The organism is Streptomyces sp. A2-16 (assembly GCF_018128905.1).
Lineage (GTDB): Bacteria > Actinomycetota > Actinomycetes > Streptomycetales > Streptomycetaceae > Streptomyces.
In genome coordinates this window covers 6959488-6973511 of the sequence record NZ_CP063808.1, presented here as the reverse complement: position 1 = coordinate 6973511, position 14024 = coordinate 6959488, and the positions used below count along the sequence as shown (strand labels likewise).

The 14024-nt window shown below is 72.2% G+C and carries 11 protein-coding genes; 10 read left to right on the top strand and 1 reads right to left on the bottom strand.

All coding sequences use genetic code 11. From position 1 onward, the window contains the following. Positions 1-67: 67 nt before the first annotated feature. Positions 68-1405: a homogentisate 1,2-dioxygenase gene (gene hmgA, locus IOD14_RS31315; protein ID WP_212672123.1), complete on the bottom strand. Its 1338-nt coding sequence runs from the start codon at positions 1403-1405 to the stop codon at positions 68-70. Between the two features lie 173 nt (positions 1406-1578). Here hmgA and IOD14_RS31310 point away from each other — a divergent pair, with 173 nt between their 5' ends. The 10 genes from IOD14_RS31310 to IOD14_RS31265 all read left to right on the top strand — a co-directional run bounded on the left by IOD14_RS31310 (position 1579) and on the right by IOD14_RS31265 (position 14016). Continuing rightward, positions 1579-2256 carry a hypothetical protein gene (locus IOD14_RS31310; protein WP_249126110.1) on the top strand — a complete coding sequence of 226 codons (678 nt, stop codon included), beginning with the start codon at positions 1579-1581 and terminating at the stop codon, positions 2254-2256. 64 nt (positions 2257-2320) lie between these two features. Then, positions 2321-2941 carry a TetR/AcrR family transcriptional regulator gene (locus tag IOD14_RS31305; RefSeq protein WP_123988164.1) on the top strand — a complete coding sequence of 207 codons (621 nt, stop codon included), beginning with the start codon at positions 2321-2323 and terminating at the stop codon, positions 2939-2941. Between the two features lie 77 nt (positions 2942-3018). Then, a complete protein-coding gene (locus tag IOD14_RS31300) occupies positions 3019-5256 on the top strand; it encodes a molybdopterin oxidoreductase family protein (protein ID WP_123988163.1) in 2238 nt (745 codons plus the stop codon). A 138-nt stretch (positions 5257-5394) separates the two neighbouring features. Then, positions 5395-6825 carry a citrate:proton symporter gene (locus tag IOD14_RS31295; protein WP_123988162.1) on the top strand — a complete coding sequence of 477 codons (1431 nt, stop codon included), beginning with the start codon at positions 5395-5397 and terminating at the stop codon, positions 6823-6825. A gap of 31 nt (positions 6826-6856) precedes the next feature. Further along, positions 6857-8089 (top strand): MFS transporter, encoded by a 1233-nt coding sequence (locus IOD14_RS31290; RefSeq protein ID WP_212672122.1) that lies wholly within the window; start codon positions 6857-6859, stop codon positions 8087-8089. 96 nt (positions 8090-8185) lie between these two features. Continuing rightward, positions 8186-8770, top strand: a complete 585-nt coding sequence (locus tag IOD14_RS31285; RefSeq protein ID WP_123988160.1) for a hypothetical protein — start codon at positions 8186-8188, stop codon at positions 8768-8770. 1126 nt (positions 8771-9896) lie between these two features. After that, on the top strand, positions 9897-10370 hold the full coding sequence (locus IOD14_RS44550) for a class F sortase (RefSeq protein WP_349252441.1): 474 nt from the start codon (positions 9897-9899) through the stop codon (positions 10368-10370). Positions 10371-10545: 175 nt separating this feature from the next. Then, positions 10546-11877, top strand: a complete 1332-nt coding sequence (locus IOD14_RS31275) for an ABC transporter ATP-binding protein (RefSeq protein ID WP_123988159.1) — start codon at positions 10546-10548, stop codon at positions 11875-11877. 174 nt (positions 11878-12051) lie between these two features. Next, positions 12052-12501, top strand: a complete 450-nt coding sequence (locus tag IOD14_RS31270; RefSeq protein ID WP_212672121.1) for a DUF3574 domain-containing protein — start codon at positions 12052-12054, stop codon at positions 12499-12501. Positions 12502-12627: 126 nt separating this feature from the next. Then, positions 12628-14016, top strand: coding sequence for an aldehyde dehydrogenase family protein (locus IOD14_RS31265; RefSeq protein WP_123988157.1), 1389 nt, complete (start codon positions 12628-12630; stop codon positions 14014-14016). Positions 14017-14024 lie beyond the last annotated feature (8 nt).

The window sequence follows — 14024 nt, the reverse complement described above, 5'->3', positions numbered from 1 at the left end:
TGGGTACGGCGGGTTCATGGGTATGGCGGGCGCATCCGTGCGGCGAGCGCTTGAGTGCGGCGGCGTTTCAGTCCACCGGTCGGAAGTGGCGCTCGAGGCCGCGCCACACGTCGTCGTAGTGCGGCTGGAGGTGGTCCGCCCGGGCCGCGTGCGCGGTCAGCGTCACCGGCCAGCGCGTCTCGAACATGAACGCCAGCCCGTCGTCGACCTTGTGGGGCTTCAGCTCGGCCGCGCTCGCCCGGTCGAACGTCTCCCGGTCCGGCCCGTGCGCCGACATCATGTTGTGCAGCGAGCCGCCGCCGGGCACGAAGCCCTGGGCCTTCGCGTCGTAGGCGCCCTCGATCAGGCCCATGTACTCGCTCATCACGTTCCGGTGGAAGTACGGCGGCCGGAAGGTGTCCTCGCCCACCAGCCAGCGCGGCGCGAACACGACGAAGTCGACGCCGGCCAGCCCCGGGGTGTCCGACGGGGAGGTCAGCACGGTGAAGATCGACGGGTCGGGGTGGTCGTAGGAGATGCTGCCGATGACATTGAAACGGCGCAGGTCGTAGACGTACGGCACATGGTTGCCGTGCCAGGCGACCACGTCGAGCGGGGAGTGGTCGTAGGTCGCCGTCCAGAGGTTGCCGCAGAACTTGTTGACCACCTCCACGGGACCTTCGACGTCCTCGTACGCGGCGACCGGGGCGCGGAAGTCGCGTGCGTTGGCGAGGCCGTTGGCGCCGATCGGGCCGAGGTCGGGGAGCTGGAAGGGGGCGCCGTAGTTCTCGCACACATAGCCGCGGGCGGATGGGTCCAGCAGCTCCACACGGAAGCGGACGCCACGGGGGATCAACGCCACATGTCCCGGCTCCACATGCAGCAGTCCGAACTCCGTGCGCAGCAGGAGCCCGCCGCGCTCCGGGACGATCAGCAGCTCGCCGTCGGCGTCGCTGAAGACGCGGTCCATGGAGTCGGTGGCGTGGTAGAGGTGCACGGCCATGCCGGTGCGCTGGGTGACGTCGCCGTTGCCGCCGAGGGTCCACAGGCCTGCGAGGAAGTCGGTGCCCTCGACGGGCTCCGGCAGCGGGTCCCAGCGCAGCCGGTTCGGGTCCGAGACCGACTCGGTGAAGGGGGCCGTGCGGATCCGGCCGTTGTGGGTGTGGGCGAACGCCGGGTGTGCGGCGGACGGGCGGATCCGGTACAGCCAGGAGCGGCGGTTGTGGGCGCGGGGCTCGGTGAACGCCGTACCGCTGAGCTGTTCCGCGTACAGGCCGAGGGGGGCGCGCTGCGGGGCGTTGCGGCCCTCGGGGAGGGCGCCCGGGACGGCTTCCGAGGCGTGCTCGTTGCCGAAGCCGGAGAGGTAGGTCAGGCCCTCGGCAATCTTGCGTGCGTCGCCGCGCGTGATCGCTGCGTCCCCGTTCATGATCGCTCCCTTGCGGTCTGATTCCTATGGAACACCGTAGGATTGCGGTGTGATCGACGCAAGAGGTCGTTTCCTGGAACCGATGTCCCGCCCTTGACCTCCTCAGGGAGGAGGACGAGAACCAGACCCCAGGGGGATTCGCGGTGTCGGACCTTTGTTCTACGCTCCCCGGCATGTCGTGGACGCGGGGACTCCTTGCCCTGCTCGCGGTCTGTGTCCTGCTGGTGACCGGATCCGTGAGCTGTGGCAGCAGTGGGGCACAGGGGCACAGGAACGGACCGTCGGTCTCACCGGTGGGCAAGGTCCTCGACGACACGGACCACGAAGGGCGGCACTACCGGGAAGTGGACAAGGAGAACGCCCCCGAGGTCGGCATAGTGGTGCAGCCGGACAGCGACGACAGCTGGTCCGTGCGCCTGACCGTCGAGAACTTCACCTTCTCGCCCGCCGCGACGAAGGCCAAGGCGGTTCCCGGTCGCGGTGTCGCCGTCCTCTTCGTGGACGACCGTCCGGTCACCACCCTGCGCACCCCGTCCTACCGCCTCGCGGCCGGGTACGTTCCGCAGGGCACCCACAAGGTCACCGCCCGCCTGTACGCCGACGACGGCACCGTCTGGGCCGTCGACGGCGACCCGGTGGAAAGCACGGCGGACGTGACGGCGTCGAAACCGCAGGCGGCGGGGAGCGGGGCGGTGGACCTGCGATCGGCGGGGGCCGGGACTTCGGCGTCGCTGTTGCGGGGAGGCTCGGGTGGCGGCGGCGCCGGCTCCGACTCGCGGTCCGTCGCGAGGACGAGCACCGGAGGCAGTGTGCGGCCGCAGCCCGCGACGAGCGCCGGCGGTGGTCGGTGAGTGTCACAGGATCCCGGCGCCGTACCAGGTGGCAGGGTTCACCGGACCACGGCGGGAAGGCATCATGAAGCCCGTGCCCCAAGCGACCTCGCTTCGCCGCGCCCCCGTGCAGCGGCGCAGCGCCGAACGGCTGACCAGAATCCTCGACGCCTGCGCCGACCTGCTCGACGAGGTCGGCTACGACGACCTGAGCACCCGCGCCGTCGCCCTGCGCGCCGGCGTGCCCATCGGCTCGGTGTACCGCTTCTTCGGCAACAAGCGGCAGATGGCCGACGCCCTGGCCCAGCGCAACCTGGAACGCTTCACGGTCGGCGTCACCGACCGTCTCAAGGAGTCGGGCGAGGAGGGAGGCTGGCGTACGGCGATGGATGTCGTGCTCGACGAGTACCTGTCCATGAAGCGCACCGCCCCCGGCTTCTCCCTCGTCGACTTCGGCAACCAGATCCCGGTCGGCGCCCGCCACGCCGAACCCAACCACCGCGTCGCCGACCGCCTCACCGAACTCCTCTCCGGCTACCTCTCCCGCGAACCGGACGACGACCTGCGCCGCACCTTCCTCATCGCCGTGGAAACCGCCGACACCTTGGTGCACCTGGCCTTCCGGATGGCACCCGAGGGGGACGAGCGGATCATCCAGGAGGCCAGGGAGATGTTGCGGGCGTATCTGGCGCGGGTTCTGGACTGACACCCCGCAAACCCTCCCCACCATCCATACCGGTCGGTATGCTCACCCGGACAGGCACCGCTGCCCCGGGAGGACCCGTGTCCCGCACCGCTCTCCGCATCTGCCCGCTGTGCGAGGCCACGTGTGGTCTCACGCTCACCATCGAGGGGACCCGGGTCACCGGCGCCCGCGGGGACCGTGACGACGTGTTCAGCAAGGGGTTCATCTGCCCGAAGGGCGCCTCCTTCGGGGCCGTCGACGGGGACCCGGACCGGCTGCGCACACCCCTCGTGCGGCGGGACGGGGAGCTGTGCGAGGCCACCTGGGAGGAGGCCTTCGACGCGGTCGCCGCCGGGATCCGGGGCGTGGTCGAGCGGTCCGGGGCGAACTCCGTCGGAGTCGTCCTCGGCAATCCCAACGTCCACACCATGGCCGGAGCCCTCTATCCGCCGGTGCTGCTCGCCGGACTCGGCACCCGGAGCGTCTTCACCGCCTCCACGGTCGACCAGATGCCCAAGCACGTCTCCAGCGGGCTGCTCTACGGCGACGCCAACGCCATCCCCGTGCCCGACCTGGACCACACCGACCATCTGCTCCTCCTCGGCGCCAACCCCCTGGAGTCCAACGGGAGTCTGTGCACCGCCCCCGACTTCCCCGGCAAGCTCAAGGCGCTCAAGGCCCGCGGCGGCACCCTCACTGTCGTCGACCCCCGCCGCACCCGCACCGCGAAGCTCGCCGACCGGCACATCGCCATCCGGCCCGGTACCGACGCACTGCTGCTCGCGGCGATGACGTACGTCCTGTTCGAGGAAGGCCTGGTGGACACGGGGGAGTTGACCCCGCACCTCCAGGGCATCGACGAACTCCGGGCAGCCGTGCAGGACTTCACACCCGAAGCCGTCGCCGCCGCCTGTGACGTGGACGCCGGCGTGACCCGCGCCCTCGCCCGCGAACTCGCCGCCGCCCCGACGGCCGCCGTATACGGGCGCATCGGCAGCTGCACCGTCCCGCACGGCACCCTCGCCAGCTGGCTCGTCGACGTGCTCAACATCCTCACCGGCAACCTCGACCGGCCCGGCGGCGCCCTCTTCCCGCAGGCCGCCACCGACCGCACGCCCCGGCCCGCGGGACCCAGCCACGGGTTCGCCCTCGGCCGCTGGCACTCCCGGGTGAGCCGACACCCCGAGGCCAAGGGCGAGTTGCCGCTCTCCGCGCTCGCCGAGGAGATCGACACCGCCACCCCGGAGGGCGAGCCGGTCCGGGCGCTGATCGCCGTCGCCGCCAACCCCGTGCTGTCCGCCCCGGACGGCGACCGGCTCGACAAGGCCCTCGGCTCGCTCGACTTCATGGTCAGCGTGGACCCGTATCTCAACGAGACCTCCCGCCACGCCCACGTCGTGCTGCCGCCGCCCCCGCCCTCCCAGAGCCCGCACCACGACTTCGCCTTCAACACCCTCGCCGTGCGCAACCAGGTCCGCTACACCCGCCCGGCCGTCCCGCTGGAGCCCGGACGGATGGCGGAGACGGAGATCCTCGCCCGGCTCGTCCTCGCCGCCACCGGCATGCACGGCGCCGACCCGTCCGCCGTGGACGACCTGGTCATCGGCCAGACCCTCGGCAAGGCGGTCAAGGAAGCCCACTCGCCCGTGCACGGCCGTGACCCGCAGGAACTCGCGAGCCTCCTCGAGGGCGACACCGGCCCCGAGCGGCGGCTCGACATGATGCTGCGCCTCGGTCCCTACGGCGACGGCTTCGGCGTACGACCGGACGGGCTGAGCCTCACCGCGCTGCTCGCGCATCCGCACGGCATCGACCTCGGACCGCTGACCTCGCGGCTGCCGCAGCCGCTGAAGACCAGGAGCGGCCAGGTCGAACTGCTGCCCAAGCCCATCGCGGACGACCTGCCACGGCTGCGCGAGGCCCTGCGGCACCGGCCCGAAGGGCTCGTTCTCGTCGGTCGCCGGCACCTGCGCTCCAACAACAGCTGGATGCACAACGTCCCCGCCCTCACCGGCGGCACCAACCGCTGCACCCTGCACATCCACCCCGAGGACGCCGAGCGCCTCGGCCTGGCGGACGGCGCCGCGGTGCGGATCAAGGGCGCCGGGGGAGAGGTCGTCACCGAGGCGGAGGTCACCGACGGCGTGCGCCCCGGCGTGGTCAGCCTCCCGCACGGCTGGGGTCACGACCGGCCCGGGACCCGGCTCGGTCACGCCCTCAAGGACCCCGGTGTCAACGTCAACCAGCTCCTCGACGGCAGCCTGCTCGACCCGCTCTCGGGCAACGCGGTGCTCAACGGCGTACCGGTAAAACTGGCCGCCGTGGCGACGCTGTGAGCAGTGCAAAGCTGTGACCAGCAGTTTTGCGCTTATTGCTCGCACGTCAACGTCTTGTTAACACCAAACGAACAGACCTAACGTCAACGCACCGCCGGCCCTGGTGGGAGTTCAAGGGCGAACGTTAGGTATCCACTCATGCTGACCATCCTCGGCTTCGCCATGATCGCGACCTTCCTGGTCCTGATCATGATGAAGAAGATGTCGCCGATCGCGGCGCTCGTGCTGATCCCGGCACTGTTCTGTGTCTTCGTCGGGAAGGGCGCCAAGCTCGGTGACTACGTCATCGAAGGCGTCACCAGCCTCGCCCCCACCGCGGCGATGCTCATGTTCGCGATCGTCTACTTCGGTGTGATGATCGACGTCGGTCTCTTCGACCCGATCGTGCGCGGGATCCTGAAGTTCGCGAAGGCCGACCCGATGCGGATCGTCGTCGGTACGGCGATCCTCGCCGCGATCGTCTCCCTGGACGGGGACGGCTCGACCACCTTCATGATCACCGTCTCGGCGATGTACCCGCTGTACAAGCGCCTGAAGATGAGCCTGGTCGTGATGACCGGTGTCGCCGCGATGGCCAACGGCGTGATGAACACGCTGCCGTGGGGCGGCCCCACGGCCCGCGCCGCGACCGCGCTGAAGCTGGACGCCAGCGACATCTTCGTCCCGATGATCCCCGCCCTCGCGGTCGGCCTCCTGGGCGTCTTCGTCCTCTCGTACGTCCTCGGCATGCGCGAGCGCAAGCGGCTGGGCACCCTGACGCTGGGCGACGTGCTGGTCAAGGAGCCCGTCGAGGAGAAGGAGACCGAGGCGGTCCTGGTCGGCGCGGGCTCCGGCGGATCCGGCACCGGCAAGGCCGCGGTGGCCACCGGCGGTTCGGGCTCCGGCACCGACGCCGAGGACGGCGACGAGGACGGCGACAAGGAGCGCTTCCAGGTCCTCGACCCCCACCGCCCCACCCTGCGCCCCAAGCTCTACTGGTTCAACGCCCTGCTCACGGTCACCCTGCTCACCTCCATGATCATGGAGTGGCTGCCGATCCCGGTGCTGTTCCTGCTCGGTGCCGCGCTCGCGCTCACCGTGAACTTCCCGCACATCCCCGACCAGAAGGCGCGCCTCGCCGCCCACGCCGACAACGTCCTCAACGTCTCCGGCATGGTCTTCGCCGCCGCCGTCTTCACCGGTGTCCTGCAGGGCACCGGCATGGTCGACCACATGGCCCGCTGGATGGTCGACGTCATCCCTGAGGGCATGGGCCCGCACATGGCCCTGGTCACCGGCATCCTGAGCCTGCCGCTCACCTACTTCATGTCCAACGACGGCTTCTACTTCGGTGTCCTCCCGGTCCTCGCCGAGGCCGGTGCGGCGCACGGCGTCTCGCCGCTGGAGATGGCCCGTGCCTCGCTCGTCGGGCAGCCGCTGCACATGTCAAGCCCGCTGGTCCCGGCCGTGTACGTCCTGGTCGGCATGGCCAAGGTGGAGTTCGGCGACCACACCAGGTTCGTGGTCAAGTGGGCCGCGCTCACATGCCTGTTGATCCTCGGGGCAGGAATCCTCTTCGGAATCATCTGATCCGCTTCTCGCGTCCACGGAGGACTCGCACATGGTGCCCGGTGGGAACCGCGGCTGGCTGCTCCGCCTCGTCATCGCCTTCAGCTTCGCGCAGGGGGCGGTGTCGATGGCCCGGCCCGCCGTCTCCTACCGGGCCCTCGCGCTGGGTGCGGACGAGCGGGCTATCGGTGTCATCGCCGGTGTGTACGCGCTGCTGCCGCTCTTCGCCGCGGTGCCGCTGGGCCGCCGTACGGACCACGGGCGGTGCGCGCCGCTGCTGCCCGTGGGGGTCGTGCTCATCGCCGGCGGGTGCGCGCTGAGCGGGATCGCCAACTCCCTGTGGGCGATGGCGATCTGGAGCGGGGTGATGGGCCTCGGTCACCTCTGCTTCGTCATCGGCGCCCAGTCGCTCGTCGCCCGCCAGTCCGCCCCGCACGAACAGGACCGCAACTTCGGCCACTTCACCATCGGTGCCTCCCTCGGCCAGCTGGTCGGCCCGATCGCGGCGGGCGCGCTGATCGGCGGCGCGGACAGGGCGGGCACCAGCGCGCTCGCGCTGCTCGTCGCGGGCGCGGGAGCGGCGGTCGCGTTCACCTCGTTGTGGCGCATCGAGCACCGCGACACGGCGGCCGCGTCCCGTACCGGACCGGGCGACCGGGTTCCGGTCGGGCGCATCCTGAAGTCCCGCGGCGTGCCCGGGGGCATCTTCGTGAGCCTGGCCGTGCTGTCCGCCACGGACATCCTCACCGCGTACCTCCCGGTGGTCGGTGAGCACCGAGGCATCGCCCCCTCGGTGATCGGCCTGCTGCTGAGCCTGCGCGCGGCGGCCACCATCGCCTGCCGTCTGGTGCTGACTCCGCTGCTGCGGCTGCTGGGGCGGGCGCTGCTCCTCACCGTGACGTGTCTGCTGGCGGCCCTGCTGTGCGCGGGCATCGCCCTGCCGGTCCCGGTGTGGGCGCTGGCCGTCGTGCTGGCCCTGCTCGGCTTCTGCCTCGGCGTCGGACAGCCGCTGTCCATGACGACGGTCGTCCAGGCCGCACCGGACGCCGCCCGCTCCACCGCCCTCGCCCTGCGGCTGACCGGCAACCGTCTCGGCCAGGTCGCCGCGCCCGCCACCGCGGGCCTGGTCGCCGGGGTCGCCGGGGTGGCGGCGCCGTTCGTGATGCTGGGCGGGCTCCTGCTGGTGTCGTCGGGGGTCGCGCTGCGGTCGTCGGCGAGGCCTCCGAAGGAGCCGGCCGAGCCGTCCCGGACGCGTCGCCCTTTGAGCCGTAAGAGCGATATCTGACGGTGTGTCGGGCTCTTGTCCCCCCGTGAAGGCCTTGGATGTGACATCGAATCAGGTGCAGTTTGTATGAAAATCACCTGATTTGGAGGGTCTCGTATGTCGACCTCGTCCCGTCCGCGCAGAGCCGCCGCCCTGACGGCGGTCACCGTCGGCGCAGCGCTGCTCCTCGGCGCCCCGTCCGCCGCCGCCGTCGGTGAGAAGGGCGACGTCAAGGTGCACATGGCGGGTGTCGCGTCCGCCGCGCACCTCAACCAGCCCAAGGTCTGCCTGTTCTACCTGGACGCCTTCAACTTCGACACCGCCGTGGGCGTCAACTGGACCATCGAGCCGCAGTCCGCGCAGGCCGGCACCACGGCCACGCTGTCCGGAGTCGTCACCCTCGCCAACGGCGCCGGTGTCACCTCGAACCTGACGCTGCCCACGGGCCACTACAAGCTGACCTGGAAGACCACCGTGGTCCCGGGCGAGGTCACGCCCCCGGCCAAGCACAAGGTGTTCAAGGTCTCCTGTGACAACAAGCCCGGCGCCGGAGGACCCCACGGCGGTCCGCCGGCCGGCGGGGGCGGGCTCGCCCGCGAGGACGCCTTCACCCCGGTCGCGGGTGCCGCCGCCGTGGGCCTCGTCGCCGTCGGCGCGGCGACCTGGTTGCGGCTGCGTCGCCGTACGCATGGCGCCGCGTAGGCGGACCCGCAGGCCCTGGTACCGGACACGCGCCTACCGCCTCACGAGGACGGCCGTCCTCGCCGCCTCCCTGGTGGTGGGCGGTCTCCAGTGGGCCCAGGACGAACAGCCCGGCGAAGCGGCCGCCCTCGCTTCGCCGGGCGGGTCCGGGGCCGTCCCGGGATCACGCGTCGACGCACGGGCCGCGACCTCGGACCGGCCGCCGACGGGGACGGGGCTGCACGGGGCGCAGACCGGGTGGGGCGTCTCCGGTGCCGGCTCCGCCACGGGCGGGGCCGCGAGGAACGCGAAGGGTTCGCCCTCGGGCGCAAGGGCCGGCGCTGCGAAGCCCGCTTCGGGTGGCGGCGGGGCCACGGCAGGGCGCCCGGGGACGAAGCCCACCGGAGTTGACCCGGCCAAGGCCTGTGCCGGCGCGAGCCGCCGCATCCGCCCCGGCGCACCGTCCTCGCCCCTCACCGCGGCCGAGCCGCACGCACCCGCGTCCCGCACCGGGAGAAACGCCGTCCCACCCGCCGTGCCGGCCCGCCCCGGCGCGCACGCTGGTCCACCCCGCCCCGCCACGGGTGCACGCGCCGCCGCCACCCACCCCGGCAGGAGCGCCCGCGCCGCGTCGGCACGCTCCGGCGTGCACGCTGGCCCACCCCGCCCCGCCACGGGTGCACGCGCCGCCGCCACCCACCCCGGCAGGGGCGCCCACGCCGCGTCGGCACGCTCCGGCGCGGACCGCCGTGCCGCCTCGGCCCGAACGGGCGCGGGCACACACGTCTCCGCACCCTACTCCCGAGCGGGCACGCACACCGCTTCCGCCCGCCCCGGCGCCGCCGGGCACGTCACCTCGGCTCACCCCGCCGCGGGCACGCGCGCCGCCCCGGCCCGCCCCCGCGCCGGTGGACACCTCGCCGCGCCCCGCCCCCGCCCGGGCGGCACTGCCCACCCGCACGCCCCCGCGGCCCGCAAGGTCCCCGGCCGCACGGGACCGCATGCCTCCGGTGCAGGCAAGAGCCCAGGCGCAGACACAGGCACATGCGGCGCCGCAGGCCGCTCGCAAGCCCCCTCGGCCCGTGCGGCCGGAGCGCGCCCGCACCCCGCGTCGCCCGGCGTTCACCAGCCTCCCCGTCCCCGCCCGTTGCCCCGCTCCCGTGCCACCCGCCTCCTCATCCCGTACCTGAGCGTCGACGCCCCGGTGATGAACCTGCGGCTCGACCGGAACCGCCGCCTCACCGCCCCGCCGGACGACGACGACAACCTGGTGGGCTGGTACGCCGAGGGCCCGTCCCCCGGCCAGCAGGGCACCGCCGTCGCCGTCGGGCACCTGGACACCGACTCCGGGCCCGCGGTGTTCGCCGGACTCACCGAGCTGAGGACGGGGCGCCGGATCGAGGTGCGGCGCGCGGACGGCCGTACCGCCGTCTACACCGTGGACGCCATCCGCACGTTCGAGAAGGACCACTTTCCCAACCGGGAGGTCTACGGTCCCCGCAAGCGCCCGGAACTGCGGCTCATCACCTGCGGCGGCACCTACGACCGCCGCACCGGCTACTCGGGCAACGTCGTCGTCTTCGCCCATCTCGTCCAGATCCGTACCCCCGCCGCCCGCTGAATCGGGCCGTCCGCTTTCTCACCAGCTGGACCGAGGCGTCCGAATCCCGCACGTGTCTTCCCCGGGGCACGCACTTTCCGTTAACTTCCGTGACTCACACGCCCCGTACGACCCGCACGTGGCGTCCGACCGCGGAGCGCCAGCGTTCGCTCAGTGAGCCCTCGGGGGCACTGCCATGACACGCGCCATATCTCTGCACCATGTGAGCAAGACCTACGCCCGGGGAGCCCGGGTGGTGGACCGGCTCTCGCTCGACATCGCGCCCGGCGAGTTCCTCGCCCTGCTCGGCCCCTCCGGCTGCGGAAAATCCACCGTGCTCAGGATGATCGCCGGCCTGGAGGAGATCACCGAGGGCGAGCTCAGGCTCGACGGGGAGTACGCCAACGATCTGCTGCCCGCCCAGCGGCGGATGGCGATGGTGTTCCAGAACTTCGCTCTCTACCCGAACATGACCAGTCGCGGGAACATCGGTTTCCCGCTGCGCATCGAGGCGCCCGGCGAGGACCCACGCGCACGCGTGGACGCCACGGCCCGCATGCTGGGCATCGAGGACCTCCTCGACCGCTACCCGGCCCAGCTCTCCGGCGGCGAACGCCAGCGCGTGGCGATGGGCCGGGCCATCGCCCGCCACCCCACCGCCTTCCTCATGGACGAGCCGCTGTCCAACCTCGACGCCAAGCTCCGCAACCACCTGCGCGCCGAGATAGCCGGGCTCACCAGGGAGTTGGGCGTCACCACGGTCTACGTCACCCACGACCAGGCCGAGGCCATGTCGCTCGGCGACCGGGTCGCCGTCCTGCGCGGCGGGGTCCTCCAGCAGGTCGGCACCCCGCGCTCGGTGTACGCGCTGCCCCGCAACGTCTTCGTCGCCGCCTTCATCGGCACCCCGCGCATCAACCTCCTGCGCGGCCTGGTCCGGGCCCCGCTGGACGGCGCGATGACGATCAGCCTCGGCAAGCAGTACCTGCGGCTGCCCGAACCCCTGTCCCTGGACCACCAGTTGCTCCGCGTCCAGCAGGGCCGCGAGGTGATCGTGGGCCTGCGCTCGGAGGCGATCCGCATTGCCCAACGAAGCTCCGCGCGTCCCGGAGAGATGCCGATCACCGGCCTGGTCGAGCACGTGGAGTTCCAGGGGCACGAGGTCCTCGTCCACTTCAACACCGGTTCCCGCCCCGCCTTCGTCGCCGACCTGGAAGCCCCGCGGCCGGTACCGCACCCGCCGCGGCGCCGTCGCCGCGAGGGCAACGTCCTGGACCGCCTGAAAGAGCGGGCGGTCTCCCTGCGCGCCGGTCCCGTCGTGGTGCTGGAGGACCCGCCGGAGCCCGAACCCCCCGCGGTCGACCCCCGGCTGCCCGGCGACCTCGTCGTCCGCACCACCCCGGACTTCGACCTCCGCCGCGGTATGCAGGTCCCCCTCCTCGTGGACATCTCCCACCTCTTCGTCTTCGACCAGCACGGTGAACGGATCTGCCCGTCCCCGGACCGGCTTCCGGACCTGGGCGAGTGACGCAGGGGGCGGCAGCGCGGCGACGGCGGGTCCGTCCGCACCCTCCCCGGGGCGCCCGCCCAGGAGGGTGCGACCCGCTGTGCCGGCGGGCGTGACCGCCGCCTCCGGCCTGGTGGAGTGAACCGCGGGCGCGGCAGCCGAACCCGTCGGCGTCCTCCCGCTAGGCAGGTGCGCATGAACACGCACCCCACACGGACCAGGGCGCTCCTCGCCGGCGCCACTCTCCTGCTCGCCGCCGTGCCCACCGCCGGGGCCACCCTCGCCGAGGCCGATTCCTCCGCGCCGGAGCGCGGGGCGCCGTATGTCGAAACCCGGCTCTTCTTCGGCACCGCACGCCCGGACGGCGGACCGGCCGTCACCGACCGGCAGTTCACGGCCTTCGTCGACTCGGAGGTCACCCCGGACTTCCCCGACGGGCTGACCGTGCAGAGCGGGCGCGGGCAGTGGCGGGACGCGAGCGGGCAGGTCGAGAAGGAGCGGTCGTACGAGCTGATCCTGCTGTACCCGGTGCGCGAGGCCGCCGCGCGCGACCGGAAGATCGAGGAGATCCGGCGGGCGTACGAGAAGACGTTCGGGCAGGAGGCGGTGGCGCGGGTGGACGAGCGGGCCCGGGTCGACTTCTGATGTCCGTGGCCGGTCCGGTCCCCGCCGCGGTGTGACCGGGCCCGCCCTGGCGGAAGAAAACTATCGTCGCTAGTTTATGAGGCCGGACGACAACACGGCACGGCCCAGCCCCCGGGAGGACGCACCATGAAGGCGCACGACGGCATGTACATCGAGGGCGAGTGGCGCCCGGCCACCGGCCCCGACGTGATCGAGGTCGTGAACCCGGCCGACGAGCAGGTCATCGCGCGGGTCCCGGCCGGCACCGCCGAGGACGTCGACAGCGCCGTACGGGCCGCCCGCGCCGCCCTCCCGGCCTGGGCCGCGACCGCTCCGGCCGACCGGGCCGCCCGGCTGGCCGCGCTCCGGGACGTTCTGGCCGCCCGCAAGGACGAGATCGCCGAGACGGTCACCGCCGAACTCGGCTCGCCCCTGAAGTTCTCGCAGAACGTCCACGCGGCCGTCCCCGTCGCGGTCGCCGCCTCCTACGCCGAGCTCGCCGCGACGCACCCCTTCGAGGAGAAGGTCGGCAACTCCACCGTCCACCAGGAGCCGATCGGCGTCGTCGCCGCCATCACGCCCTGGAACTACCCGCTCCACCAGATCGTCGCCAAGGTCGCCCCGGCCCTCGCCGCGGGCTGCACGGTCGTCCTCAAGCCCGCCGAGGACACCCCGCTGGTCGCCCAGCTCTTCGCCGAGGCGGTCCATGAGGCGGGCGTCCCGGCCGGAGTCTTCAACCTCGTCACCGGACTCGGCCCGGTCGCCGGACAGGCCCTCGCCGCGCACCCGGACGTCGACCTGGTCTCCTTCACCGGCTCCACCGCGGTCGGCCGGCAGATCGGTGCCACGGCCGGTGCCGCGCTGAAGAAGGTCGCCCTGGAGCTGGGCGGCAAGTCCGCCAACGTCATCCTGCCGAGCGCCGACCTCGCCAAGGCCGTCAACGTCGGCGTCGCCAACGTGATGTCCAACTCCGGTCAGACGTGCAGCGCCTGGACCCGGATGCTGGTCCACCGGGACCAGTACGACGAGGCCGTCGAGCTCGCCGCCGGCGCCGCCGCGAAGTACGGCGAGCGCATCGGGCCCGTCGTCAACGCCAAGCAGCAGGCGCGGGTGCGCGGTTACATCGAGAAGGGAGTCGCCGAGGGCGCCCGCTTGGTCGCGGGTGGCCCCGAATCCCCGCGCGAGCAGGGCTACTTCGTCGCCCCGACCGTCTTCGCCGACGTGACACCCGAGATGACGATCGCGCAGGAGGAGATCTTCGGCCCGGTCCTGTCGATCCTGCGCTACGAGGACGAGGAGGACGCCCTGCGCATCGCCAACGGCACGGTCTACGGCCTCGCGGGCGCGGTCTGGGCCGGCGAGGAGGCGGAGGCGGTTGCCTTCGCGCGTCGGATGGACACCGGGCAGGTCGACATCAACGGCGGCCGGTTCAACCCCCTTGCCCCGTTCGGCGGTTACAAGCAGTCCGGCGTCGGCCGCGAGCTCGGCTCGCACGGTCTCGCCGAGTACCTCCAGACCAAGTCACTCCAGTTCTGAGGAGCCTT